The organism is Amycolatopsis plumensis (assembly GCF_042652605.1).
Lineage (GTDB): Bacteria > Actinomycetota > Actinomycetes > Mycobacteriales > Pseudonocardiaceae > Amycolatopsis > Amycolatopsis plumensis.
Genome location: NZ_JBHSJY010000001.1, coordinates 2369419 through 2392574 on the forward strand (window position 1 = coordinate 2369419; position 23156 = coordinate 2392574).

A 23156-nucleotide genomic window follows, 5' to 3' on the forward strand; every position below is an offset into this window, starting at 1 on the left:
CCCCGGTCCAGCGGGGAAGGGGGCCGTTCGCGCGCCGCGGCGGAGCTGCTGGGGGTCAGCCCGTGATCGCGGCGTTGATCAGGATGTCGACGGCCTGGTCGTTGCGGGTGGTCTGCGGGACGATCTGGGTGTCCCGCGGGTAGAAGCCGGGGCTGCTGCTCTTCGGGTACATCTCGAAGGTGAAGCTCCAGATCTTGTGCGTCGCCCACATCCAGTCGTTGACGCTGCCGTCGGTGATGTAGAGGTCGCTGGACTGCTCCGGCGTGTAGCCGTTGGTCGCGGCCATCTGCTTGCCGAGCGTCTGGAACTTCTGCGCCTCGGCCGCGGTCAGGCCCGGCGCGGTGTCGGCGTAGGTGTAGCCGAACGGCCAGAGCACCAGCTCGGAGTAGGTGTGGAAGTCGATGTGCGTCTTGATCTGCTGGACGCCGCCGACCACGCGCGAGTTGACCCAGTTCGAGACGGCCCGGGTCTCGGGCGCGGAGAAGGCCGCCGTGCCGCGGTAGGTCTCGCTCGACGTCGAGCCCGACGAGCCGCCGCAGCAGCCCCACTTGTAACCCCAGTTGCGGTTGGTGTCGGTGCCGGGGCCCTGGCGGTTCTTGCGCCAGCTGTGGAACGTGCCACCGGAGATGTCGTACTCGGAGCCGTCCGGGTTGACGCTGGGGATCACCCAGATCTCGGTGCTGTCGACCAGCCGCTTGATCGCGCTGTTGGTGGCGTATCCGCTGGTCAGCCGGTCGACGATGTGCAGGCACATCTCGGTGGTCAGGTGCTCGCGCGCGTGCTGGTTGCAGGTGAAGAGGACTTCCGGCTCGTTCTCGTCGGTGGCGGCGTTGTCGCTGATCTTGATCAGGGAAAGCGCCCGGCCTTCGTACGACGTGCCGGCGCTGCCGAGCTTCGTGAGCGACGGATAGTTCGCGACCGCCTTCTGCAGCTCGGTCTGCGTTTCCGCGTAGGTGTGGTAGCCGGTGTAGCCGGCCGGGAAGTCCGCGGCGGCGGCCGCGCCCGGCGACCGGTCGACCTTGCCGAGCGCCTTCACGCCGAAGCCCTGGGCGCGCAGCTGGGCCGCTTCGCCGGGGTTGGCGATGACGGTGGTCGTCGCGCCTTCGGCGTCGAGGATGTCCGCGCCGGTCCGCGCGATCTCCGTCCGCTGCTGGGCGGTGACGGCGCCGGTCACCTCGTACACCTGGGGGCTGTCGGGCTGGGCGGCACCGGCCTGGCCGCCGCTGGTGAGGACCAAGAGGACGGCCGCGGCCGCTGCCATGCACGTTCGTGTGCGCATCACGTCTCCTGCTCTCGGGGGTTCCTCGACCTTGGCCGGAGCCGGGCGGAGGGCACAATCCGGAGCAGTACGGATCTATTGGCGGTTTCTACCCGTAGTTCGCGAAGCAGAGCGCCTCGATGTCGGCACGGAGCGTGGCGAACGGCCGCGGGCGCACCCGCTGCTGGACGACCGTGCCCAGCAGGTACGACAGCAGCGCCCGGGCCCGCGCCCGCGGGTCGTCCACGTCGAGCGGGGCGAGGAGCTCGGCGAGCAGTTCGGTGAGCGAGGTGAGCATGACGTCGATGGCCTGCGGGTGCTGCGCGCGCCCGGCGGCGATCCAGTACTCGAACCAGAGGAAGGCGGCGTTCGGGTTCGCCGCGAAGACGCTCAGGTACTCCTCAAGGACGGCGAAGAGCCGCTCGCGGGGTTCGTCGTGCTTCGCGGCGACCTCGCGCAGGCCCGCGGCGAAGGCGGTGATGTGCGCGGCCATCGCCCGGTCGATGAGGACGTCGATGTCGGCGAAGTAGTAGTGGATCGCGCTCTTGGTGAGCGGGCCGGCGTCGGCGATGGCCCGGACGGTGCACCCGGCGAGCCCGTCGCGGGCGAGGACGACCCGGGCGGCCTCGACGATCTGTTCCTGCTTGGCCAGCTGGTTCGGCGAGAGCCGCTCGCTGCGGCCGGGGACTGCGCTCACGGTGATTCTCGTTACCTTCTTCCTGGACGCCCGACCCGAAATCCTATGGGCAGGCGTCCTGTCGGCGGCTTTCGGGTGAAAACCGGATTGGCCACCCCGCTCCGCGCAGCGGACAATGCCCGGCATGGTGATCTCAGGGGACAAGGGGCTCAGCCCGGCTGCGCGCAGCCAGCTGGAGAAGGAAATCGCGAACTTGCGCGCGCAGCGGGAAGCCCTCGCGCCGCAACCCGGCGAGCAGGAACGCACCGGGGACGCGGCGGACCAGGCGGACGTGATCGACCGGGCGGAGGCCGCGGCCCGCCTGGACCGCCAGATCGCCGACCTGGCGGCCAAGATGGAGCACGGCGGCTACGGCAACAGCCAGCTCCCGGACGGCACGGTGGTCTCCCTCCGCTTCCCCGACGGAGACAAGGAGACGTTCCAGGTGGTGACGGTCCCGGGCGAGGACGCGGACGCGATCACCTCGGACAGCCCCCTGGGCCTGGCCCTGGTCGGCGCCAAGGCGGGCGACGAGATCACCTACCGGACTCCGCGCGGCGACGCCAAGGCCACGGTGGTGAAGCTGACGCCGCCGAAGTAACCAAGTCCCCCGCCAAGGGCCTCCAGCCACAAGCTGGGGGCCCTTCGGACGGGTGGTGCACATCTCTTGGAGAAACTCCAGGAGTACCTCAAGTTAAGCTCGATGCATGGCGGTCGATGAGCTAGCGGCTTCGTTGCTGTACCAGGTGACGGCCCTGGCCGGAGAGGTCGCCGGCCGGATGAACGACGGCCTGGAGCGGCTGGAGCTCACCGGGCCGACGGCGAACCTGCTGTGGACCCTCGACCCGGATGCCGAGCCGCAGCCGCTGCGCAAGCTGGCCACTCTCATGCGCTGCGACCCCTCCAACATCAGCCTGCTCAGCGCCCAGCTGGAGGAACGCGGGCTCGCCGAGCGGCGCCCGCACCCACGGGACGGCCGCGTCCGGACGCTGGTGCTGACCGCCGAGGGCCGGAAGGTGCGCGAGCGGCTTCTCGCCGTCGTCGCCAGGCGCTCCCCCTTCGCACACCTCGCTGACGAGGAACAGTTGTTGCTGCAGTCCCTGCTCGCCAAGGCGCTCACCGAAACTCGTTGAGCACTTCCTTGAGATTCTCATGTATATTTCGAGCATGACGACTACGGCAAGACGGGTGCGGCTGACCTCCACGGGAGGTCCCGAGGTGCTCCGGGTGGAGGCCGTGCCGGTGCCGGAACCAGGCCCCGGCCAGATCCTGATCACCACCGAGGCCGCGGGAGTGGCGTTCCACGACATCTCGACCCGCCGGGGTCTCACCCCGGGCGCCCTCCCGCAGGTCCAGGGGTTCGATGTCGTCGGCCACGTCGCACGGGTCGGCGCCGGCGTCGCGGAATTCACCGTCGGCCAGCGCGTCGGCGCTCTGATCGGCGCCGGCGGGTACGCGACGCACGTGCTGGCGCCGGCGCCGCGGACCGCCCCGCTGCCCGAGGGACTTCCCGCCGAACAACTCGACGCGCTGATGCTCAACTACCTCACGGCCTGGCAGATGTTCCACCGAGTGGCCAGGCCGTCGCCCGGCGAGGCCGTGCTGGTGCTGGGAGCAGCCGGAGGAGTGGGGTCGGCGTTGTCCCAGATCGCCAGAGCGGCAGGGGTCGAGGTCTACGGCACGTCAAGCCCAGGAAGACGCGGCCGCGTCGAGGCAGGCGGCGCCACCTGGGTCGCTGACCAGGCCGCGGTACCCGCACCGGTGGCGGCCGTGTTCGACCCGGTGGGCGGCCCTTCGCTGGCAAGCTCCCGGCGCGTCACGAAACCGTCGGGCGTGGTGGTGTCGTACGGCTTCAGCTTCGCCACGGGAGCCGGCTACTCCAAGGCCGGCGCCATGGCGCGCACCGTCGGCGCCCTCCTGCGCGCCAAGCTCACGCCGGGTCCTCGCGTGGTCGTGCACACCGTGGCACGCGCGGTGGATAAGGATCCGGCCGGCTTCCGAGCGGACATCGCGGCCCTGGTCGAGCAACTGACCGCCGGCGCCATCGAGCCCGAGGTCGTCACCCTGCCACTGGAACAGGCCGCAGAAGCCCACCGCCGCCTGGAGAACCGCGAGGTCGAAGGCAAATTGGTCCTCATTCCCTGACGACACCCGCTTTGCCACCCACCAGACGAGTCAGGCCCCACCCGAGGTGTCTCGGATGGGGCCTGACCTGCGGAGCCGCCTAGGGGAATCGAACCCCTGACCTATTCATTACGAGAACTCCATATAGCGGATAACCCGCCTTCTACCAGGGACTTCTCTCTTCACCTCACGGACCGGATGAGCCCCCAGTTACCCCGGAGCACCCCAGTTCGGTCCAGGATCGGGTCCACGAAATATTCTGGAACCGCCCCGGCGTGTCGCGCCGCCGGGCGTGTCGCGATGCTTACGGACCGTGACAGGTTGCGACAACGCATAGAGCCGGCGCTGGGTCGGCCCACCCTCCCTCTCGCAGCTGATCCGACCTCTGACTCCGTGCTTCCGGATGGTCGGGGCTTACGCAATACGGATTCCCGAATCCATTGGCGGGCGCACCTCACCTGGTCGGTACGATCCGCACGTTCCCACAGACGGAAGGACTACCCATGGCTGACTCGTCGGACCTCGGCGTCGAGCGGACCCTTGTCCTGCTCAAGCCTGACGCCCTCGTTCGCGGACTGGCGGGCCGCATCCTTACGCGCTTCGAAGACGCTGCACTCAAGGTCGTCGGCGTGAAGATGAAGCACATGGACGCCGAATTCACGCGCAAGCACTACTTCGACCTGGAAGAGCGCGCCGGATCCGAAATCTACAACTGCACTGCTGAATTCATGCAGTCCGGCCCGGTCATCGCGCTCGCCCTTGAAGGCGTCGACGCGGTCGCCAAGGTCCGGAAGATCATCGGCGGCACTTTCCCGAGCGATGCCGCGCCTGGCACAGTGCGAGGCGACTACGCCCACCAGACCAAGGCGTCGTCCGAGGTAAGCGGCAAGGCCGTGATGAACCTCGTGCACGCGTCGGGCAACTCCGAAGAGGCCAAGTACGAGGTCGAGCTTTGGTTCGACGCCTCCGAGCAGTTCGAGTACGAGACTCTGGCCGAGAAGCTCGCCTACTGACGATGGGTGCCATCATGGCGCACGAGACGGAAGGTCGCGCATCGCTCACTGAACTTCGCGCGGCATTCGAAGCTGAGTCCAGGACCGACAAACGGGCGGCGGCGGAAACCGCCTACGCCTTGGCGTTCCGATACCGCAATGAGGATGTCGACGGCACACGCCGATTCGATACTGCTGGCGAATGGGCGAGGCGGGCAATTGCCCTCCTGGATGGCCTGCCGTCGGACTCACTCACTGACGTCGCCAGTTCTCGTACATCAGTCGGCGGAATTCCGATTCCCGCCCTACTGCACGCGGATGTAGTACGCGAACGTCTCGGGGACGTCCTTTACTGAATTCGTCGGGCAACCCGCTTGCCAAGAACCCGCTAGCGGGTTGCCCAACACACAACGCGGCGTATTCACTAACCACAGAATCGAAGGGTCGAACCGTCATTACTGACAATCCCGACGAGCCCGTCGCCTCTCGCGAATCGCCCTGTCATGTCCATCTAGTTCTTCCTTGAGATCGCCAAGCTTTTCTTGCACGCCCCACGCGGCCCGAGCTGCAACAGTTTCGACAAGCCCGTTTCGATCGACGAACAGACCCGCAAGATCCTGCACAACATGGGCAACGCTCGCGGCTTGCAGCACCGGAGCCCACTTAGCGACCAATTCCATAACGGCAGGGAACGAATCGACCTTCAGATAGGGCGAACCACTCTGGAATCCCCAAACGTTAAGTAGGTACTCTGTGCCGCCGTCGCCAACTGACCGCTGCCAAACCATGATCGCGAAGCCGATGTCATCGCTCGACCCCAGATCGAGCAACGACTCCCAGCCCAACGACTCAAGAGTCGCATCGTCGCTCGGAGCACCATCCCAGACATCGTAGGGCTCCCACGAGTCCCCAGACGCTTGCAAGTCCTTACCGCTCATTGACGTATTATCTCCTTATTGCAGCAGCGCACTTGAGCGAGAAGCGACCATCCCAACTTTAGCTCGACAAGTTGTCGTTGAGATATTCTTGCACAGGGCCGTAGAACGGGTACGGAACATAGTCCGTCAGGGCCTTCCCGTCCGACCAGGCAAACTCCGCAAGCTCGTCATCGTCGACTACGGCTGCCGTACCGCCTACCACCTGACAGGCCACGTAGATCATTGTTCGGCCAGTATTGGGATGGACACGCTCACCGAGTACCGACACGTCCTTGACCTCAAGACCGGTTTCCTCGCGCGTCTCACGGACCGCGGCTTCGTTTGCCGACTCACCCTCTTCGATCTCGCCGCCCGGGAACTGCCATGACAAGCTGCCTTCCTTCACACGACGCCGCACGAGAAGAACCCGCCCATCGTGCACGGTGATGGCAGACGCGATCGACTTTTTCTTGTCGGCTTCCATAGCTTCGGTCATTCCGACACCTCCAAGGCTTCCAATATGGGCGGAAAGATACGATCCGCCGGGATGAATTTTGTCAGTTTGGTCTTTTCAGTCCAGACCACGTTAACATTCTCCAGTACGTCCATGTTCTGCGCCTCCCCGGTCAGGTACTCGCACAGCACGTACTCCGCGTGGACGTGCGTAATCGGGTGAAGGCGGCTGCCAAGCTTGCGCACAACTGCGCAGTGGACGCCCGTCTCGGCAAGCGTCTCCTTGATCGCAACGTTCTCCGGTGCCTGGCCTGGTTTCACCATGCCGGCAGGGAACTGCCACAAGATGCCGGAGCCATCTTCGTCGCGTCGGCACACGATGAGGACTCGCGCGTCGTCAACCACAACTGCAATCGCGACCCGGAGGGCTTGAACCGGCCCGCCGCCCGTCTCCGGCGTGGCCGGGGTGTCCTCCGGTTCGACGAGCCGCCGAAACCGCGCCTTCGCCGCGTCCGACGCGCCCTCAAAGGCCGCATCTAGCAGCTCCTGCATCGCCGATCTTGGCGTGACGTCTGGACTGGCGTGCCAGGAGGCCACTGTCCGCACGGCCACCTTGAGGTGCTTCGCAAACCCCTCGTTGGTCATGCGAAGAGCCGCCTGCAAGGCGCACGCCGTACGGCCGGTCCATTCGTTCACGAATTCCACGGACGCCCCCGAAATCCCGCAAGTGCACTGCCGATGCACCGCTTATGCGTCGGAACTGCACCGTCATGCATCGGAAATGCGCTGGCAATGCATCGATTGCGACAGCGATTCGGCGAAAACTGTGATGCATGAAAGCAATCCACCAGAACCCCCTAGCGACGACGCGGTTCCCGGTCGTTCGAGACGCGATCGAGCATCGTTTCCACGCTCGCGCTGATCTCGTCGAGACGCTCGTTTACCGCGCTCATCTCGCGAAGCCGGTCGGTAATTTCGCGCAGCTGGTGCTCGATAACCGCAAGGCGCCCCGGGATGTCGTCGTCTCCCCTCGTTATCGGCTCGCCCGGCTCCGGAGGCCGGCGGCCCGCGAGCACCGCCGACAGGTGCCCCGGGTGCAGGTCAAGCGCAAGCGACAGCGCCTCAAGCGTGCGATCGCTCCGGCGCCTGTACGCCGTGTTGTGCTGGATTTCGCGAACCGTGGCCTTGGAGACCTGCGAGCGCGCAATGAGCTCGCGCTGACTGAGACCGAGCTCGGCCATGCGCTGATTGATCGCTCTTGCGACTGCCGCCCAGTCTTCCGACACGTATCCCTCCGCGCTCCGCCTTAACGGCGAGACTAGCGCGGCTCGCGATTCCGCGACCCACTCTCCGCGCCCGCGCGGACACATTCGGATCTTTTTCGCTTTCGCGGGATCAAATCATCCCGCATACGAGGATTAAATAAGTCTTTCGAGCAAAGGGTCTACTCATGGATACCAATGAGAACGTCGGACCGACGTTCTACACGGTCGGGGAAGTGGCGCGCATGTTGCGCGTCAACCCGGTGACGCTGTACCGCGCCATCCGGGACGACGCTTTCCCCGCCGTCCGCATCCGCACTCGCTACGTCGTGCCCGCCGCTGCCCTCAACGATCTGATCGCAGAGGTCACCGCGTCGGGAGGCTGCATCGATCTCGCCGAACTGATCGCCAAGCGCCGGATGGAGCGAGAGGCCAGTCGGCTGACCGGGGGTGCGTCGTGGTGAACCGAGACGACTACGAGGAGATTGCCGACCGGCTCGACCGGTACGCCACCGTTCCGACCGAGGTCCTGGCCGAGGTCGTGACCCGGGACGGTCTGTGCTTCTGGGCGTTCGACCGCTCGGAGATGCCGGAACTGACCGGAGAGGACACGCCGGACCGGGAGTTGGCGGCCGCCATGTGCGCCGGGTGTCCCGTGATCGACGAGTGCCTTGAACTCGAACTGAGGTCGGCCGGTGCCGACACGGTCGGAGTCTGGGGCGCGCTCGCCGACACGGACCGCCGGGCCGTTCACCGGATCTGGCAGATCCGCCGCGAGGGAGGCGAGCAGCGATGACGATCAACCTTACGCCTGCTCAGATCCTCGCCGGGGTCGGCGTCCTGTTCGCCTTGTTCGTGGTCTGGCGGTTCGGCGCGCGCAAGGCGCGCCGCGCCGCCGAGACGGCCCGCGCGTCGGCGCGGGTGGTGTCGCTTGCAGGACGCGTCCTGTTCACGGGCGCCGCGTTCGCCGGGGTCCAGTGGCTGGTGATCACGCACCCGGGCAATCCAACACTGCTGCTCGTGGTGCTCGGCGTGCCCGACCTCATCGCGGCTCACGTACTCACCCGAGCCTTGACGGTCACGTCGCTCGATGCGACCAGGAACAAGGGTGGTGGCCGGCGATGAACGAGCTGCTGAACCGAGTCGACGGGTTGGAAGGGGTGGCCGCCTCCGGGCGGCCACCCGCCCCGACCAGGGCACAGCGACTCGCCCGTGACGCGGCCGACGCGGCGGAGGTTCGCCGGTGGCAGGATCACCCCGACGTGATCGCCCTGCGGGTCGAGCGCGTTCGATCCCAGGTGGACCGGCTGTGCTGGGCTGGGATCGTGCTCGGGTTGGCATTCACGATGGCCAACGTGCAGTGGTTCGCCGCTGCGGGTTCGGTCCCGTGGTCGCTGCCGTGGCTCGCCGCGTGGTTGCTCGACCCCACAGTGTCGCTGGTCCTGCTGGCGATCCTGCGGGCCGAGCAGGTGACCGCGCGGTACCAGGTCCACACGGGCCGGTGGGTTCGCGCGGCGAAGTGGCTCGCACTCGGCGCCACCTACGTCATGAACACGTGGGCGTCGTTCGCGGCCGGTTCGCTGGCCGGGGTGGTTCTGCACTCGGTGCCGCCCCTGATCGTGTTCGCCGCCGCCGAGGCGATCACGGATCTCCGGGACAAGCTCACCGAGGCCGTGCGCGTGGCGTTCACGAACGCCACCGAGCGGGCCGAGCCGCACGAAGACGTTCACGAGTCGAAACCGAGCAAGCCGCGAGCAGCCCGCCGTGCTACGTCAGTGCGGCGCAAGTTGTTCGCCGACTACCTCGACGAGGCGAAGCGAGCGTGGACGCCTGACGTCGTGGTCACGCCCGCATGGATTCGCCAGGTCACCGGCTGCTCGCGGGGGCTGTCGCCCCGCTTGGCCGCCGCGCTCGCGGACGAATTCGGCAACACGCCGGACACGGCTCCGCACGGAGAGGAGGACCAGTCATGAACGCCGCCGACAACAACCCTGTGAACGCGGGCACGCTGCCGGCGCGCGTTGGTTCAGGAGACGTCGAGCATGTTGGACCAGTCCTGGACGGCGAGCTGATCGACGACACGTTGCCGCAGCCGCGTCGCCAGGCCACGCGCCGCCGGTTCGCGCGATGGTGGCAGCACTCGCCCCGGGTGCCGTCATGGCTCAAGAGCAAGCCGCAGGCGGTCCAGGCCGCCAAGGACGCCGTGGCATGGTTGCTGAAGTCGCCGTTCCGATTCCTCGGCGCCGTGGTTCGCGGATTCGTGGTCGGTGCGCGGTGGTGGCGTCGGTGGGTCAGAGTCCTCGACTACCGGACGGCCGCCGAGGAGTCTGACAAGCTCGCCGACAAGTTCACCGAGATCCGTGAACTCACCCTCTTCCGCTGGAAGGTCACGGGCGCGGTACTCGCCGCCCTCGCCGTGGCAGTCGCAGTGGTGGATCTCGTGTACGGTGGCGATCCACTTTGGTTCGCCGGGGCCGCCGCCTCGGTGGCACTGGCGATCCTGGGCCGCCGCAAGGACGGCAGCCCGGGGCGTTCGCCGGCGCTCGCCGGGCCGCGCACCCTGCGGTGGACGATGGACCCGCAGATCCTCGTGGACGCGTTCCGGGACGCGAAGCTGATCGGCAAGGACGAATCCCTGCGGCTGGTCGAGCGAGCGACCAGGGTTGGCGAAGGGTGGGCGATCACCGTCGATCTCCCAGCTACTCGCAAGGCTGCCGACGTCGTCAAGAACCGGGACGCGCTCGCCTCAGCGCTGGCGGTCGATGAGGTGCAGCTCATCGTGGAGCGCGTGCGTGGCAGCGGCGGCCATGCCGGGCGAGTGTCGATGTGGGTGGCCGACGAGGACCCGTACAGCGCGCCGCCGTTACCGACACCACTGCTCGGCGTGACGCGGTGGGATGCTTGGCGTCCGGTCCCGTTCGGACGGGACGCGCGGGACCGGCGGATTGACCTGCCGCTGGTATGGACGTCGCTTCTCGTCGGTGCGATTCCGCGGCAGGGCAAGACGTTCGCGGCACGGCTCGCGGCGGCCGGGCTCATCCTGGACGCGTGGGTGCGGCTGTACGTCGCGGACTTCAAGGCGGGTAAGGATTGGGACGCGGCCGGCCAGGTGGCGCACCGGTTCATGTCCGGCGACGAGTCCGAACACGTCCTGGCCCTGGTCGACTGGCTCGTCGAGCTGGTGGCCGAGGTGCAGGGCCGGTTCCGGCGGATGCGGGAGCTGGACGACCTGACGTGCCCGGAGTCGAAGGTCACGCCGGAGATGTCGCGGGACACCACGCTGAACATGCCGATTACGGCGATCTTCATCGATGAGGTGCAGGTGCCTTTGGAGGACCGGACGCCTGTTGTGGTGCAAGGAAAGAAGGTGACGGCGGGCGAGTACGTCGGCGAGCTGCTGACCTGGCTTGCGAAGAAGGGACCGGCGGCCGGGATCGTGCTGGTCCTCGCCACGCAGCGGCCGGACTCCAAGACCATCCCGTCCGGACTGCGGGCTGTGCTCGGGTCGCGGTTCGCCCTCCGGGTGATGGACTGGCGCGACTCCAACATCGTGTTGGGCGAGCAGATGAACACACGAGGGTTCGACTCCTCACGGCTGCTGCCTTCACACAAGGGCGTGGGCATCCTGCGCCCGGACGGCGACACGGCGGCCGGGGCCGACGTGCTTGCCATGACGGTCCGGACCTACTACATGCCGAACGAAGACTGGCAGACCATCTGTCAGCAAGGCCGGGCAATCCGGGAGGCAGCCGGGACGCTCACCGGGCACGCAGCCGGGCAGGACACTATGCCTGCGGTCGATCACGCGGCCGTCGCGCGCACCATCGGCGCGGGCAGCGGCAGTACGCCGACGACGCCGGAACCGGCCGAGCCGGTTGAGTTGCCCGAACCGCTCGCGTCCGTCGTCGACTACCTCGGCGACGACCTCGACAAGGGCGGCCGGGAGTTCGTCCCCACGGCCGAACTGGTCGACGCGCTCAACGTCGAGCCAACCGCGTTCGGGCGGCAGATGGGCGACTACGGGTGTCGCTCGGAGCGCTACCGCGTGCCGGGCGAGAACGGGAGGACACGGCAGATCCGCGGCTACTTCACGGCCGACATCCGGACTGCCGTCGAAGCGGTCGCCAAGAGCCCAATTGAGGCAGATCGGCTCGACGAAGACGACCCGTAACTCGTCACAACCCGTCTCACGTACCCGTCACGCCGTCACGGGCGGCGTGACGGGTACAAACCCTCGTTTACCAGGGGATACGTCGCCTGCGACGGGTGAGACGGGTTCGACAAACCCCGTCTCACCCGTCCCAAATCGGCCGGCTGAGGCAAGATCCGAGACGCGTCCGGCAGGGCATCACACATCTTCGTTGCCCACCGCGATCAGCTCCGCCACCTTGAACACCACCGCTTGCAGGGCTTCGAGATGCCTGACCAGCCGATCGCAACCGTCGAGGGTGAGCCGGATCTCCGTGCACCGTCCGTGAGCACACTGCGTCTGGACGTAGCCCGCCATGTGGAGCTTCGTGAGTTGTTGCGACAGTTCGACGTCGGTCAGTCCAAGCGCGTCACGGACGGACCCGAACCCGCACCAACGCATGTCGACGAGCACGGCCACGATGAACAGCCGGGCGGGCGCGTACAGCTGAGGATCAAGGCCCTGGCTGTACCTTGCGACAGTGCCGGAGCACTGGTCATCCCACATCGCGACGATAACTCCTCTTTCTTTCTGCGAACGGATCGTGCGTCTCAGGAGGTAGCCGCCGGAGACCCCTGACTACGCACGCCGGTCAGTCAGCGGCCCTCCGGATTCGTAAGGGCGTCGATCACCGCGGTCGGATCAAGCACGACGGCGGCTCGGTGCAGATCGGCCGCCAGCCATGCACAGTGCACGGCATAGGTGTGCACCTCAATCGCGACCGCGGACGCGCTGGTAGGAGTGACAGTCAACAGATCCACGGTGTCCGCCAGGTCGCGTAGCTGCTGGGCCGTCCGGGTGGCGATCGTCGCCGGGTCAGGCGGCGGTGCGGAGGTAAGCAGACGGGAGCGGACCAGCAGCCGCGCGGCGGCCTTCACCAGCTCGTCTGCTGCATCGCGGTAGACGTCGCCGTCATCTGCGGACATCACGTTTCACCACCTCGAACAGGTTGCCAAGTCTCAAGTGCGGAGCGCTTTGATCCGGCGCTAGCGCCACCGGTCCGGGAGCGGACGCGGGGTGCCGAAGCGAGGCCAGTAGGCATTCACGACGCGGTGCGCTGCCGCCCAGTCTTCGTCGGTCAACGGCTCGCCGATCTCACGTTGCTGCGACAGCTGCTCAAAGTCCCGGTCAAGCGTCGCGTCGGGAGTGGTCTCCTCCGCCACGTTGTCACTCATCGGTGGTCGCCGCCGTCCTGTCCTCCGGCTCTGGCGAGCCACCGGGCAGCTCCGGCGCCGGGGTCGGCGTCCGGCGCAAACACGACTCGCAGGGCATCCCCTGCGGACGGTCGAGCAGTTCAAGCTCCCCCGGGCCGAACGACGCGGCGCAGAATGCCGTCAGCCTCTCCGGCACCGTGTTCCCGGCCGGGACTTCGAACACGTGCACCACCCGGCGCGACTCGCCGACCGTGCCCGGCAGCGGACGCCCGAACAGCAACCGGACCGTCACCGCTCACCCCTCACCCCATGGCGCCCGGCGGGAACGGGCGCCATCGGGGCGCTACCCGCTCCCGCCGGAACTGGAGTCCGGCCGTTCTCCGTCCGTATCGATCGTGACCGCTGGTGCGGGATCGGCGCGGGAGCAGCCAGCAACTGGGGCTTTTCAACGAGACGGCGCCAAAACGTTGACCTGCGGTGGTTGGTCCGCCGGACGGGCTCCTGCACCTGCGACTTTGACAGCGCGCGCAAGAACGCGTGGCATTCGGCGCAGGGCGTGCCGGGCGGCACGAGTAGTGACGCGACATCTACGACGTGACCGCACACCGCTCCATAGAGGCCATGCCGTGCCTGCATTCCGGCTAGGAACTGCTCGTCCGTGACCGCGTGATCGCGGCCGTCGGACATGGCGCGATACCAACCGAGGTACAACCCGGCGACCTTCCCCGGCCGTTCGTAGCTCACCCGTGCACCTTCCCTGAACAAGGTCGAAATTGACCTTCATGACAGAATGAAATAAGTCTCAGGTCGGCACGGCTGGAGAACCAGGACTCGGGCACGACTTGAAAGCGCCATACGCACGACTCAAGGCGGACAGGGAGTAGGACGATGCGAGAAGCGGACAGGGACGAGTCGGCACCCCGCACGCTGCTCGAACAGCTGATCTGGGAGCGTCGTCAGACCTTCGAGGAGTTCGCCGAGTTCGCCGAGGAGTTCGCGAGGGAGCACGACGAGCCGGGTACGCTGAGTGTCCGTCACCTTCAGCGTCTCGTGGCCGGCTCCCACCCAGACGGAAAGCCGCTCGGCCCGGTCCGACCTGCGACCGCGCGGCTCCTCGAACGGATCTTCGGATTCAGCATCGACGAGCTTCTCGCTCCACTCGATCGACCGACCGGAATGACGTTTCAGCCGCTGCGCGTCGCCGTGGCCGTGGTTCTTCGAGGCCCCGATGTCCTGATCGTCTGCCGTCGCGCGGACGACGCGAACGGCATCTCCTGGCAGTTTCCGGCCGGAGTGGTCAAGCCCGGCGCAAGTCCGGCTGTCATCGCGGTGCGCGAGACGCTCGCCGAAACCGACGTCCACTGCGTTGTGACGCGCAAGCTCGGCACTCGGCTGCACCCGACGACCGGCGTCCTGTGCGAGTACGTTCTGTGCGACTACGTGGCCGGCGAGGCCCGCAACGTCGACGTCGTCGAGAACGTCGCGGCAATCTGGGTCGACCGGGCCGACCTGACCCGGTTCGTTCCTGCCGCACAGATCTACGGACCAGTTCTGCGCGCACTCGACGCGGTCGACACACCTTAGCGACCGAGTCACCGATCAACACCCGCTTGCCGAGGTCGCGTCCAACCACGCTCATCAATCCGCCGACGATATGATCCGAGGGCACGACAACCGCAATTTTCGATTCCCGAAATGACGAATTCCGCGACCAACGGTTAGCGTTCTACCAACTGTGCTTGATAGCAGTTGCCGAGTCACTCATATGGCGGATGACCTGTAAGTTTGCCGACTGCTAGCGTCGGGCCTGGCCCGCCATAAGGCCTTCACGTAGCCGAACTTGACTGGCGAATTTCGTTAAGTGGCGAATTGGCCAAACTTCGAAATTCGCCTTCACGCCGAGTCAAGGCTGGGCTATGGCCATCTCAAAGAGGGGAACTACATGCTTTCCACCTGTCGAAGACTTGCTGTTCTCGTCCTCGCGGCTGGCATGGGACTCGCTACTGTCGCTGGCGTGGCCGATGCTGCCGTCGGCCGAAACAGCGGCGCACGCGCGGACGTTCACCTGTATTCCAGCCCTGCAGCGCCGCATGCGGCCGCGTGCGGAAGTCCCATCGCGCAGCGGACGGGCAGTTGGTTCTGCCTGGACGCCGGGGCCACCCTGCGTGCGTTGGATGGGCGATTCGATCCGCCTCCGGTGCGCGACAAGTACTGCTCACAGGGCTGCTGGGCGGTGACGAGCGACTTCGCCGGCTACTACGAGGTGTCAGGCGCGTTCGGATACGGCGATCAGCAGCTCGGAACCGTCACCATGGCGTCGGAGTACACCGTGTCGGGCAGCAATGTGACCTCGAAACCGGTGTCGTTCTACGCGAGCACGGCCACGACCGGCGTGGTGTTCGAAGGGGACCTGATCGACGCGTGCGGCGGCCAGACCGGCAGCCCGGTCGACGGCAAGTACTCGTTCCTCGACGTCGGAGACGTCCCCGCCTACACCTCGCGGTTCTGGGACCCCAACGGCTACAACAGCTACTGGGGCGGCGGCGCCTGCAAGTCGCAGGTGACGCAGTGGTCCTGGAACGTGCCGGACGGCCCTTCCGGGCATTGGTACGTCTACGCGAAGAGCCCGGTCCTTTACAGCCTCAACGGCGACCCGCTCTACCGATTCCACACCGCCCACCCCGTCGATCTTCCGACCGACCCCGGCAGCGGCGGTTTCCACCAGTCCTGAGCCTCGGCGGCCCTCCGTGGCCGGGCGTACCCTGACTGCTATGTCCGATCAGCAGGAGCCGTTCCGGCCGCGTCGTGACTACCTCCCGCCATCCCAGCGGCCTTTGCCGCCAGGATGGCGGGAGCAACGTCAGGCCGAGGATGCTGCCGCGCGCCCGGCGGCAGGCGAGGGCTGCGTCAAGATCTTCACTCCGGGCACGGCGCGGAAGTGGCTGTCCGTGCGCGCGAAGGACGCGAACGCGCCGCACGCTGACAACCACGAGACCGAGACGTTCCGTGAGGCCGTGACCTGGGCGTTCGAGCAAGCGCCTGAGGTGTATCTGTCGGAACCTGCTACCGGCGAACTCACCAAGCTTTCGCCCACCACCCTTGCACCCTGACCAACTTTCGGTGCCGCCTTGACGTCTCGCACGCGCTTACCTCCTGCGGCGATCGTCCAGGCCGACGACCTTCGCCGGTTCGGCAGCGGCTGCCGGATCAACTACCACAGCCCGCTTGCCCCGGCTCACGCTCACCAGCCCAGCGACCCTGAGTTGCGCTATGGCGCGCTGAGCCGTCCCGAACGACACCGCGTACCGCTTCGCCAGGTCGGCGACCGTAGGGAGCTGCTGACCTGGCGCAAGCACGCCGGACACGATCGCTCCCTGAAGATCCTTCGCGATTCCCTTGTAAGGGCTCTCGTCCTCGGGAGCAGCAACCGGCGTGACCGGCGCGAGCTTGCCCTCCGCGCTGAGCGCGACGGGCAGATCAGGCAGCCGTCCGGCGAGGGTGCCGGATGCGCGGTCGTCCGCCTCGGCCACCCACGCGCTGTAGACCCGCAGCGTGGTCGTGCCGCCGCCACCGTGGCCGAGACGACCGGCGACGGTTCGAATGTCGGTTCCAGCGGCAATCAGCTCGGTTGCCGAGTAGTGGCGGAGCTGGTGAATGTTCATATCCCAGCCGAGACGCGCGCACATCCGGGCGTACCGCTGGCTCACCGAGTCAGGCTTGAGCCAAGTACTGCCGTCCGGCTTGAGCGAGAAGATCCGCGCCGCAGCCGGCATGGCCTTCAGCCCGGCGCGCTCCGCGCAGTGCTCGCGATACGAACGCAGCAGGGCCACCGTGCGCTCATCGAGCGAGATGCGGCGCTGCTGGTGCGTCTTGGTCTCCTTCTCCCACGTCTTCGCGCCCGACTGGGCGATGCTGCTCCGAATGGTCAGAACACGTGACGAGAAGTCGAGCCGATCCCACGCGAGCGCGCACAGCTCGCCCCGACGCGCGCCTGTGATGAACGCGAGCCAAACGAGCATTCCCCAGTCGAGATCTCGCCATGCCTCGGTAGCGATCCGCGCGGCCTGCTCCACACTCGGCGGTTGCGGATTCGACTGAGCGCCCGGAAGTGACTCGGTCAGCTCGAACGGGTTGACGCCGACCCAACCCCAACGTTTCGCGCGCTTGCCCGCACCGGACAGTACGGCCTGAATCTTGCGGAGAGAGCCGACGCCGAGTCCCTTGCACTCGTGCGGTCGACATTTCTTCGTGCACTGATGTTCACCCTGTTTGCGGTGCTCGACGAACTTGCGCCCGCCACAATGCGCCCGACATGTGCGCAGTACCGCGTAAAACGAGTCGAGGATGTTCCCGTCGATCTTGCTCAGTGGCTGGTCGCCGAGTAGCGGACGAATGTGGTTCCGGGTGACCGACTCGTATCCCTCCATCGTCTTCGGCTCGACCTTGAGCAACTCGAAGTGCTTGTCCAAGAGTTGATTGAGCGTCGCGCGCGTCTTCGGAGCCCGACGCTCGTCGAGCTGGTTGAGGAGCTTCGTCCGGACCTTCTCGGCCTGGTCCCAGTCCGAGCGCCCATCCGGCAGGGCGGAAACTACCTCGGTCAGGTGATGTTCCTTCTTGGTTACCGGATCGATACCTGCCTTGATCCTCACCCGCAGTGACCCGCTGGGCAAGGTCTCGATCATGCCGCGAGGGCGCCTCTTGGGCTTGGATGAGGTGGCCATGGACCATATCGTACGCGTCTTCGGTCCACAAATGGGTCCATGCGGAGGCCCCGAACCTGTCCGGGGCCTCCGCTGACCTGCGAGCCGCCTAGGGGAATCGAACCCCTGACCTATTCATTACGAGTGAATCGCTCTGGCCGACTGAGCTAAGGCGGCGTGTCTCCGGCTGTTCGCCGGCGACGACAGCAAGTGTAGCGGAGGCTTGGCGCGTCACTTTCCCGGGGGACCGTCGTTAAGGCCCTATGACGCCGGTCTCGGGTGCCGGCCGATCCACTTGGAGGCTCTGGCACATGCGGCGAAGACTGCCACGTTCGGCGGCCCTGCCCGCGGCTGCGGCGTTGCTCCTGCTCAGCGCGGCACCGGCGACGGCCGACTCGACCTATCCGACTACGCCGATTCCGCAGCCGGCGCATCCGGGGCAGGCGCCCATCTCCGCGCCGATCGGGCCGCAGCCGCTGGGGAAGGCCGTCGGGGATGCCGGGACCGCTCTGGGGATCATCCGGCTGCTGCCCAACGCCGTGCCGACGAACACGATCCTCCCCGGGTTCGGGCAGACGCTGCCGAAGCAGTCCGCGCTCGAGGCCGGGATGGGCCTGTCGAGCGCGTCGGCGAACTCGGATGCCTACCTGAGCTACGAGAAGGCGATCGCGCAGGCGTCGCCGTTCGGGTTGTCGGTGGGCGGGAACGCGCCGCAGACGCCCGGCAGTGTCGTGCAGACGGCGTTGCCGGACAACCCGCAGCCGATCAGCGGGGGGCTCAACGCGCCGCCGAATCCGCTGCTCAACGTGGGCCTGCTGAACGGGAGCGCGCACGCGCGGTGGAGTGACACGCTCGGTCCGTGCGTCGACACGATCGCCGACGCGAGCACGTCGGTGGCCAGCCTGTCGCTGCTGAACGTCGTGCCGTCGATGCCGAACCTCGGGCTGGACGCGCTGAAGCCGAAGCTCGACCCGAACACGCTGGCCAGCGGGTTCGACCTGACCAAGGGCCTGCAGAGCCTCGGCGGCCTGCTGCAGGGCGGCGGCCAGACCGCCGCGGACGGCACCGGCTCGCTGCTGAGCCTGCCGAACACGCTGTCGTCGCGCTCGCAGGTGAAGCTGGTCGACATTCCGGGGTCGAAGAACAAGGCCGTGCAGTCGACGTCGACGCTGCAGGCCGCGGACATCGAGATCCTCAAGGGCACGCCGCTGGCGTTGAGCATCAAGGTCGTCAGCCAGCCGACGCTCAAGGTGACCTCGACCGGCGACGCGAAGACGTCCAAGGTCGAGTACACCGCTCCGGTGCTGAGCATCGAGGCGGGCGGCAAGGTGCTGTACACGCTCGACGCGGCGCACCCGACCAAGGACGTCCCCATCGGGCTGCCGCTGAAGCCGCTGAGCGACCAGTTCGGCAACCTCAAGGACCTGCCGGTGGTCGGCGGCCTGCTGGCCACGGCCGCGGGGCCGCTGCAGCAGGTCGGCGACACGACGGGCAAGGTCCTCGACCTCGGGGTGCTGCGGCTGAGCATTGCCGGGCTGGACCAGAAGTCGGCGAACATGACCACGCCGTTCGAGGGCTTCCAGCTGGGCGCGTCGGCGCGGATGTTCGACCTGCAGCTGCTGCCGACGACCAAGCTCAAGAGCCTGCTGCCGGACGACCAGGCGAAGAACCTGCCGTCGTCGCTGGCCCAGCTTTCGCTCGGCGAGCAGGTCGCCCGCGCGTACGCGCCGACCGGCGGCGTGATCTGCGGGACCGCGACGACCCCGCCGCCCGCGGGCGGCGAGGCGCCGAAGGGGCCGGTGAAGAACCTGGCTTACACCGGTGGCGCGTACGACACGGTGCCGCTGTTCTGGACGGGCACCGCGATGCTGCTGCTCGGCGTGGTCATGGTGGCCGCGATGCCGGGCGGACGGCGGCGTCCGCTGGCCGTGGCCGTCGAGGAGAAGCCCTTCAAGCCCTCGCCGCGTCCGCGCGAGTGATTCGAGGGGTGTGAAGGAACCCGCCAGGTGCGCCTGGCGGGTTCCTTTGCGTTGAGCGGCTCAGCCTTGGCGGAGCGTCGTGACCATCGCCTCGACGGCGATGCGCGGCTTCACGTTCAGCTCGATCGCCTCGCGGCATTCCAGCACCGCTTCGAGGCGCCGCAGCGTCGACTCCGGCGTCCACGACGACGCCGCTTCACGGATCTGGTCGATGTGGTCCGGGTGGTTGAGGGTCGCGCCGGAGCGGGTCCCCATCACCAGGACGTCGCGGTAGAAGCCGACCAGGTCGACCAGCGCCAGGTCGAGCGTGTCGCGCTGGGTACGGGTCGCGCGGGACTTCTGCTTCTTCTCCAGCTGCTTGACCGCGGCTTCGGCCGCTCGCTTGGCTCCGGCGACGCCCTTGCCGACGCCGTCGCCGCCCATCGCGGTCCGCAGCTCGTTGCGTTCGTCCTCGTCGCGGGACTTGCTCGCCTCGCCCGCGTCGGCCTCGGCCGCGCTGATCAGCTGGTCGGCGCAGGTGAAGACGTCGCCCATGCGGCGCAGGCCGAGCGGGATGCGCAGCACGGTGGCGCGGCGCTGCCGCGCGGCCTCGTCGGTGGCCAGCCGGCGCGCGCGGCCGACGTGGCCGCCGCACACGGAAGCGGCCCACTGCGCGCGTTCGGCGTCGACGCCGTCGCGGCGCATCAGCACGTCCGCGATCGCCTCCGGTGGCGGCGTCCGGAGCGTCACCAGGCGGCAGCGCGAGCGAATCGTCACCGAGACGTCTTCGGGGTGGTCCGACGGCGCGCAGAGCAGGAACACCGTGCGGTCCGGCGGCTCCTCGACGGCCTTCAGCAGGGCGTTCGAGGCGCCTTCGGTGAGCCTGTCCGCGTCTTCGATGATGACGACCTGCCAGTTGCCGGTCGTCGGGCGCCGCGCGGCGGCCTGCACCAGCGCGCGCATCTCGGCGACGGAGATCGACAGGCCTTCCGGGACCACGAGCCGGACGTCGGCGTGCGTGCCCGCCATCGTCGTGTGGCAGCCGGGACAGGCGTCGCAGCCGGTGCCGGTGCTGCACTGCAGGGCCGCGGCGAACGTCCGCGCGGCCACCGAGCGGCCGGAGCCGGGCGGGCCGGTGAGCAGCCAGGCGTGCGTCATCGCGCCGGGCGGCGCGGGCTCGCCGGCGACGATCTTCGCGGCGGCCGCAGCGGCCGCGCTCAGCGTCTCGACTGCGGGCTCTTGACCGACCAGCTGGTTCCAGACGCCGATGCGTTCGGTCGTCGTCACTTCGCCTCCACGCGAGGCTCTTCCGGGGTCTCGACGGGCAGGGTTTCCAGCGGGAGCGTCACGGGCTTCTCCGTCGTCGGGGCCAGCGCGGCCAGCCGTCCGACGAACACGGCGCGCAGCGCGGTGCGGATGCGCTCGGCGACCTCGGCGTCCGTGCCGTCGGCGTCGATCACGACGTACCGGTCCGGGTCCGCCGCGGCCATCTCGGTGAGCAGGTGCTGGACGCGCCACTGGTCGTTCATCGCGGTCGACTTGTCGCGCGGTGCCCCGTTCGGAGCGGCGTCCAGCAGGATCGTCAGGTCCGGGCGCAGGCGGCCGGTCGCCCAGTCGGCGAGGCCCTCGAGCTCGTCGCTGTCGAGCCCCGCGACGGCGGACAGGTGCGCCAGCGGCGAGTCGACGAACCGCTCCATCACGACCACCGAACCGGCGTCCAGCGCCGGCTGGACGTGCCGCTCGACGATGTCCGCCCGCACCGCGGCGGCGGCCAGCGCCTGGGCCCGCGCCCCGGTGAGCGAGGCGCCGGAGACGAGCGCGGCGAGCCTGTGGTCGTCGAGCGCGGGATCCGCGGCGACGACGACCGGCCGGGTGCCGCCGCGCATCCAGTCGGCGAGGTTGACGGCCTGGATGGCGGTGTTGATCGCGGTGGTGCCCTCGACGGCGATGAGGTAGCCGTTGACGCGCCGCGGCGTGCGGCGCAGCGCGTTGCGCAGGTCGGCGAGAATCGGCTCGGTGCGCTTGTCGTCCATCTGCCGGTACGCGAATAGGCCCGCGACCAGCGCGATCGCGGCGCCGCCGAGCATCACCGGGCGCGTGCCGTCGATGGTGAGCGGGTTGCCCCAGACGGTGATCGTGTGCCGGTGCACCGCGCCGACGATCAGCGGCACGGTGACCGTGGTGCCGAACAGCACCAGCTTCATCATCAGCTGGTAGATCGCGTTGATCCGGCCGCGGATGGCGTCCTCGACCCGCGAGCCGATGATCGTCACGCCGGTGAGGAACGCGGTGCCGGCGCAGATGCCGACCAGCACCACGGCGATCAGCGAGATGGTCAGGTGCGGGGACAGCGCCACGAACCCGAGCGAGATCGCGGCGGCGACGATCGAGAGGCCGAACAGCCGGTCGTGCGGGAGCCGGCGGGCGAGCTTGGGCGCGAAGACCATGCCGGTGGCGAGGCCGAGGAAGACGGCGAGGACGAGCAGGCTGAACGCGGAGTCGCCGGCCAGCAGGCTCGAGGAGTACGGCTTGGCCGAGCCGATCACGGCGCCACCGGCGACGAACGCACCGAACGCGCCCACCAGTAGCCCGCGCACGAGCGGCGTGCTGCGGATGAACCGGAAGCCGTCGGCGATCATCGCGCCGACGCCGAGCTTCTCTTCGTCGGCCTGCTTGACCTTCTGCTCCGGCGTCGCGTGGACGTTGCGCAGGGAGAGTTCGGGGATCCGCGTGGCGATGAGGATGGCGCTGGCCAGGTAGAGCAGGCCGGTGATGATGACGACCAGCTTCGCGATGTTGAGGCTCGGATCGCCGGGGAACAGGTGGAACGTCGTGTTGACGCCGGTGATGACGGCGTTCGCGCCGGCCGCGGTGATGACGGCGAGGCCGTAGGTCATCACCATGCCGAGCTGGTTGGCCGTCTCGACCTGGTCCGGGCGGCGGAGCAGGTTCGGGACCGCCGCCTCTTTCGAGGGGATCCACATGCTCGACGCGCAGCCGACGAGGAAGTTGCCGGCCAGCAGCCACCAGGGCGCGCTGACGATCGCGATGGACAGCAGGAACCCGCACCGCAGCAGGTCGGCGACGACCATGACCTTGCGGCGGTCGAACCGGTCCGCGAGCAGCCCGCCGACCGGGGCGAACAGCAGCCCCGGGGCCAGGCCGGTCAGGACGACGCCGACGAAGGCGAAGTTCTGCGCGAAGTAGTTGTCGGTCAGCTTCGTGGCCAGGCCGGTGAGGGCCAGGATGTTCAGCCAGTCGGCCACGCTGCACAGGTACGTGACGCCCCAGAGGCGCCGGAAAGGTTTGATCGCCAGTACCCGCCGGACCCGGTTGATCGTGGACGCCTCGGCGCCCGACGACGCACCCGGGCCGGCCCCGGGTACCGATCGCACGCCCTCGCTGATACGCCCACCCCACTAGTCACCGCGGTGCCGGGAGGGACCCGACCGTGAAGCCAGGGTAGCCCGATC

Annotated in this window: 26 protein-coding genes and 1 tRNA gene; 13 read left to right on the forward strand and 14 right to left on the reverse strand. The window is 67.9% G+C overall.

The window, feature by feature from the left end:
• Window positions 1–55: 55 nt before the first annotated feature.
• The gene (locus ACFPLC_RS11220; RefSeq protein ID WP_378200550.1) at window positions 56–1261 is read right to left on the reverse strand and encodes a M14 family metallopeptidase; all 1206 of its coding nucleotides are present in this window, start codon (window positions 1259–1261) and stop codon (window positions 56–58) included.
• Between the two features lie 106 nt (window positions 1262–1367).
• Window positions 1368–1955 (reverse strand): TetR/AcrR family transcriptional regulator, encoded by a 588-nt coding sequence (locus tag ACFPLC_RS11225; protein ID WP_013230483.1) that lies wholly within the window; start codon window positions 1953–1955, stop codon window positions 1368–1370.
• Between the two features lie 124 nt (window positions 1956–2079).
• Between ACFPLC_RS11225 and ACFPLC_RS11230 the strand changes: the two genes are divergently transcribed.
• From ACFPLC_RS11230 to ACFPLC_RS11245, 4 genes are all read left to right on the forward strand, one after another.
• Window positions 2080–2535 carry a GreA/GreB family elongation factor gene (locus tag ACFPLC_RS11230; RefSeq protein ID WP_378200382.1) on the forward strand — a complete coding sequence of 152 codons (456 nt, stop codon included), beginning with the start codon at window positions 2080–2082 and terminating at the stop codon, window positions 2533–2535.
• A gap of 106 nt (window positions 2536–2641) precedes the next feature.
• Window positions 2642–3067, forward strand: coding sequence for a MarR family winged helix-turn-helix transcriptional regulator (locus ACFPLC_RS11235; protein WP_378200385.1), 426 nt, complete (start codon window positions 2642–2644; stop codon window positions 3065–3067).
• A 34-nt stretch (window positions 3068–3101) separates the two neighbouring features.
• Window positions 3102–4079 carry a zinc-binding dehydrogenase gene (locus tag ACFPLC_RS11240; protein ID WP_378200388.1) on the forward strand — a complete coding sequence of 326 codons (978 nt, stop codon included), beginning with the start codon at window positions 3102–3104 and terminating at the stop codon, window positions 4077–4079.
• A gap of 482 nt (window positions 4080–4561) precedes the next feature.
• Complete coding sequence (locus ACFPLC_RS11245; protein ID WP_378200391.1) at window positions 4562–5071, forward strand: nucleoside-diphosphate kinase; 510 nt, start codon at window positions 4562–4564, stop codon at window positions 5069–5071.
• Window positions 5072–5505: 434 nt separating this feature from the next.
• Here the strand turns inward: ACFPLC_RS11245 and ACFPLC_RS11250 are convergent, their stop codons facing one another.
• The 4 genes from ACFPLC_RS11250 to ACFPLC_RS11265 all read right to left on the reverse strand — a co-directional run bounded on the left by ACFPLC_RS11250 (window position 5506) and on the right by ACFPLC_RS11265 (window position 7661).
• Window positions 5506–5988: a hypothetical protein gene (locus tag ACFPLC_RS11250; protein WP_378200393.1), complete on the reverse strand. Its 483-nt coding sequence runs from the start codon at window positions 5986–5988 to the stop codon at window positions 5506–5508.
• Window positions 5989–6046: 58 nt separating this feature from the next.
• Complete coding sequence (locus ACFPLC_RS11255) at window positions 6047–6463, reverse strand: NUDIX hydrolase (RefSeq protein ID WP_378200397.1); 417 nt, start codon at window positions 6461–6463, stop codon at window positions 6047–6049.
• Window positions 6460–7125: an NUDIX hydrolase gene (locus ACFPLC_RS11260; protein WP_378200400.1), complete on the reverse strand. Its 666-nt coding sequence runs from the start codon at window positions 7123–7125 to the stop codon at window positions 6460–6462. The genes ACFPLC_RS11255 and ACFPLC_RS11260 overlap by 4 nt, the downstream gene beginning before the upstream one ends.
• A 152-nt stretch (window positions 7126–7277) precedes the next feature.
• Window positions 7278–7661, reverse strand: a complete 384-nt coding sequence (locus ACFPLC_RS11265) for a helix-turn-helix domain-containing protein (RefSeq protein ID WP_378235799.1) — start codon at window positions 7659–7661, stop codon at window positions 7278–7280.
• Window positions 7662–7870: 209 nt separating this feature from the next.
• Between ACFPLC_RS11265 and ACFPLC_RS11270 the strand changes: the two genes are divergently transcribed.
• Genes ACFPLC_RS11270 through ACFPLC_RS11290 form a run of 5 tightly spaced genes read left to right on the forward strand, consistent with a single transcriptional unit; the run spans window position 7871 to window position 11853 of the window.
• Window positions 7871–8146 carry a helix-turn-helix domain-containing protein gene (locus tag ACFPLC_RS11270; RefSeq protein ID WP_378200406.1) on the forward strand — a complete coding sequence of 92 codons (276 nt, stop codon included), beginning with the start codon at window positions 7871–7873 and terminating at the stop codon, window positions 8144–8146.
• On the forward strand, window positions 8143–8478 hold the full coding sequence (locus ACFPLC_RS11275) for a WhiB family transcriptional regulator (protein WP_378200409.1): 336 nt from the start codon (window positions 8143–8145) through the stop codon (window positions 8476–8478). The genes ACFPLC_RS11270 and ACFPLC_RS11275 overlap by 4 nt, the downstream gene beginning before the upstream one ends.
• Window positions 8475–8807 carry a hypothetical protein gene (locus ACFPLC_RS11280; protein ID WP_378200412.1) on the forward strand — a complete coding sequence of 111 codons (333 nt, stop codon included), beginning with the start codon at window positions 8475–8477 and terminating at the stop codon, window positions 8805–8807. The genes ACFPLC_RS11275 and ACFPLC_RS11280 overlap by 4 nt, the downstream gene beginning before the upstream one ends.
• Entirely contained in the window at window positions 8804–9655 is an 852-nt protein-coding gene (locus ACFPLC_RS11285; protein ID WP_378200415.1) for a hypothetical protein, read from the forward strand. Before ACFPLC_RS11280 ends, ACFPLC_RS11285 begins: the two co-directional genes overlap by 4 nt.
• The gene (locus ACFPLC_RS11290; protein WP_378200418.1) at window positions 9652–11853 is read left to right on the forward strand and encodes a cell division protein FtsK; all 2202 of its coding nucleotides are present in this window, start codon (window positions 9652–9654) and stop codon (window positions 11851–11853) included. The genes ACFPLC_RS11285 and ACFPLC_RS11290 overlap by 4 nt, the downstream gene beginning before the upstream one ends.
• Before the next feature lie 177 nt (window positions 11854–12030).
• Here ACFPLC_RS11290 and ACFPLC_RS11295 read toward each other — a convergent pair whose 3' ends face one another.
• The 4 genes from ACFPLC_RS11295 to ACFPLC_RS11310 all read right to left on the reverse strand — a co-directional run bounded on the left by ACFPLC_RS11295 (window position 12031) and on the right by ACFPLC_RS11310 (window position 13317).
• Complete coding sequence (locus tag ACFPLC_RS11295; protein WP_378200421.1) at window positions 12031–12378, reverse strand: transcriptional regulator; 348 nt, start codon at window positions 12376–12378, stop codon at window positions 12031–12033.
• A gap of 89 nt (window positions 12379–12467) precedes the next feature.
• Window positions 12468–12797, reverse strand: coding sequence for a hypothetical protein (locus ACFPLC_RS11300; RefSeq protein ID WP_378200423.1), 330 nt, complete (start codon window positions 12795–12797; stop codon window positions 12468–12470).
• Window positions 12798–12857: 60 nt separating this feature from the next.
• Entirely contained in the window at window positions 12858–13034 is a 177-nt protein-coding gene (locus tag ACFPLC_RS11305) for a hypothetical protein (protein WP_378235800.1), read from the reverse strand.
• Between the two features lie 4 nt (window positions 13035–13038).
• Complete coding sequence (locus tag ACFPLC_RS11310) at window positions 13039–13317, reverse strand: hypothetical protein (RefSeq protein ID WP_378200429.1); 279 nt, start codon at window positions 13315–13317, stop codon at window positions 13039–13041.
• Window positions 13318–13913: 596 nt separating this feature from the next.
• Between ACFPLC_RS11310 and ACFPLC_RS11315 the strand changes: the two genes are divergently transcribed.
• The 3 genes from ACFPLC_RS11315 (at window position 13914) to ACFPLC_RS11325 (ending at window position 16135) form a co-directional block, all read left to right on the forward strand.
• Window positions 13914–14609, forward strand: a complete 696-nt coding sequence (locus ACFPLC_RS11315) for an NUDIX hydrolase (RefSeq protein ID WP_378200432.1) — start codon at window positions 13914–13916, stop codon at window positions 14607–14609.
• Window positions 14610–15195: 586 nt separating this feature from the next.
• On the forward strand, window positions 15196–15756 hold the full coding sequence (locus ACFPLC_RS11320) for a hypothetical protein (protein WP_378235801.1): 561 nt from the start codon (window positions 15196–15198) through the stop codon (window positions 15754–15756).
• 40 nt (window positions 15757–15796) lie between these two features.
• Window positions 15797–16135, forward strand: a complete 339-nt coding sequence (locus ACFPLC_RS11325; protein WP_378200437.1) for a hypothetical protein — start codon at window positions 15797–15799, stop codon at window positions 16133–16135.
• Between the two features lie 36 nt (window positions 16136–16171).
• Here ACFPLC_RS11325 and ACFPLC_RS11330 read toward each other — a convergent pair whose 3' ends face one another.
• Both ACFPLC_RS11330 and ACFPLC_RS11335 read right to left on the reverse strand, forming a co-directional pair.
• A complete protein-coding gene (locus ACFPLC_RS11330; protein ID WP_378235802.1) occupies window positions 16172–17746 on the reverse strand; it encodes a tyrosine-type recombinase/integrase in 1575 nt (524 codons plus the stop codon).
• A gap of 82 nt (window positions 17747–17828) precedes the next feature.
• Window positions 17829–17902: transfer RNA gene (locus ACFPLC_RS11335), tRNA-Thr, on the reverse strand.
• Window positions 17903–18036: 134 nt separating this feature from the next.
• Here ACFPLC_RS11335 and ACFPLC_RS11340 point away from each other — a divergent pair.
• Window positions 18037–19704 carry a hypothetical protein gene (locus tag ACFPLC_RS11340; protein ID WP_378200443.1) on the forward strand — a complete coding sequence of 556 codons (1668 nt, stop codon included), beginning with the start codon at window positions 18037–18039 and terminating at the stop codon, window positions 19702–19704.
• A 60-nt stretch (window positions 19705–19764) separates the two neighbouring features.
• Here ACFPLC_RS11340 and ACFPLC_RS11345 read toward each other — a convergent pair whose 3' ends face one another.
• Together ACFPLC_RS11345 and ACFPLC_RS11350 are read right to left on the reverse strand one after the other, a co-directional pair.
• The gene (locus tag ACFPLC_RS11345) at window positions 19765–20970 is read right to left on the reverse strand and encodes a DNA polymerase III subunit delta' (protein ID WP_378200446.1); all 1206 of its coding nucleotides are present in this window, start codon (window positions 20968–20970) and stop codon (window positions 19765–19767) included.
• A complete protein-coding gene (locus ACFPLC_RS11350; RefSeq protein WP_378200449.1) occupies window positions 20967–23078 on the reverse strand; it encodes a bifunctional MFS transporter/dTMP kinase in 2112 nt (703 codons plus the stop codon). Before ACFPLC_RS11350 ends, ACFPLC_RS11345 begins: the two co-directional genes overlap by 4 nt.
• Window positions 23079–23156 lie beyond the last annotated feature (78 nt).

Bases quoted from the DNA above. Each gene is read 5' to 3' on its own strand.
- ACFPLC_RS11220 (WP_378200550.1), bottom strand. From the start codon at position 1,261: ATGGCAGCGGCCGCGGCCGTCCTCTTGGTCCTCACCAGCGGCGGCCAG.
- ACFPLC_RS11230 (WP_378200382.1), top strand. From the start codon at position 2,080: ATGGTGATCTCAGGGGACAAGGGGCTCAGCCCGGCTGCGCGCAGCCAG.
- ACFPLC_RS11235 (WP_378200385.1), top strand. From the start codon at position 2,642: ATGGCGGTCGATGAGCTAGCGGCTTCGTTGCTGTACCAGGTGACGGCC.
- ACFPLC_RS11240 (WP_378200388.1), top strand. From the start codon at position 3,102: ATGACGACTACGGCAAGACGGGTGCGGCTGACCTCCACGGGAGGTCCC.
- ACFPLC_RS11245 (WP_378200391.1), top strand. From the start codon at position 4,562: ATGGCTGACTCGTCGGACCTCGGCGTCGAGCGGACCCTTGTCCTGCTC.
- ACFPLC_RS11250 (WP_378200393.1), bottom strand. From the start codon at position 5,988: ATGAGCGGTAAGGACTTGCAAGCGTCTGGGGACTCGTGGGAGCCCTAC.
- ACFPLC_RS11255 (WP_378200397.1), bottom strand. From the start codon at position 6,463: ATGACCGAAGCTATGGAAGCCGACAAGAAAAAGTCGATCGCGTCTGCC.
- ACFPLC_RS11265 (WP_378235799.1), bottom strand. From the start codon at position 7,661: ATGGCCGAGCTCGGTCTCAGTCAGCGCGAGCTCATTGCGCGCTCGCAG.
- ACFPLC_RS11270 (WP_378200406.1), top strand. From the start codon at position 7,871: ATGGATACCAATGAGAACGTCGGACCGACGTTCTACACGGTCGGGGAA.
- ACFPLC_RS11280 (WP_378200412.1), top strand. From the start codon at position 8,475: ATGACGATCAACCTTACGCCTGCTCAGATCCTCGCCGGGGTCGGCGTC.
- ACFPLC_RS11285 (WP_378200415.1), top strand. From the start codon at position 8,804: ATGAACGAGCTGCTGAACCGAGTCGACGGGTTGGAAGGGGTGGCCGCC.
- ACFPLC_RS11290 (WP_378200418.1), top strand. From the start codon at position 9,652: ATGAACGCCGCCGACAACAACCCTGTGAACGCGGGCACGCTGCCGGCG.
- ACFPLC_RS11295 (WP_378200421.1), bottom strand. From the start codon at position 12,378: ATGTGGGATGACCAGTGCTCCGGCACTGTCGCAAGGTACAGCCAGGGC.
- ACFPLC_RS11300 (WP_378200423.1), bottom strand. From the start codon at position 12,797: ATGTCCGCAGATGACGGCGACGTCTACCGCGATGCAGCAGACGAGCTG.
- ACFPLC_RS11315 (WP_378200432.1), top strand. From the start codon at position 13,914: ATGCGAGAAGCGGACAGGGACGAGTCGGCACCCCGCACGCTGCTCGAA.
- ACFPLC_RS11325 (WP_378200437.1), top strand. From the start codon at position 15,797: ATGTCCGATCAGCAGGAGCCGTTCCGGCCGCGTCGTGACTACCTCCCG.
- ACFPLC_RS11330 (WP_378235802.1), bottom strand. From the start codon at position 17,746: ATGGCCACCTCATCCAAGCCCAAGAGGCGCCCTCGCGGCATGATCGAG.
- ACFPLC_RS11340 (WP_378200443.1), top strand. From the start codon at position 18,037: ATGCGGCGAAGACTGCCACGTTCGGCGGCCCTGCCCGCGGCTGCGGCG.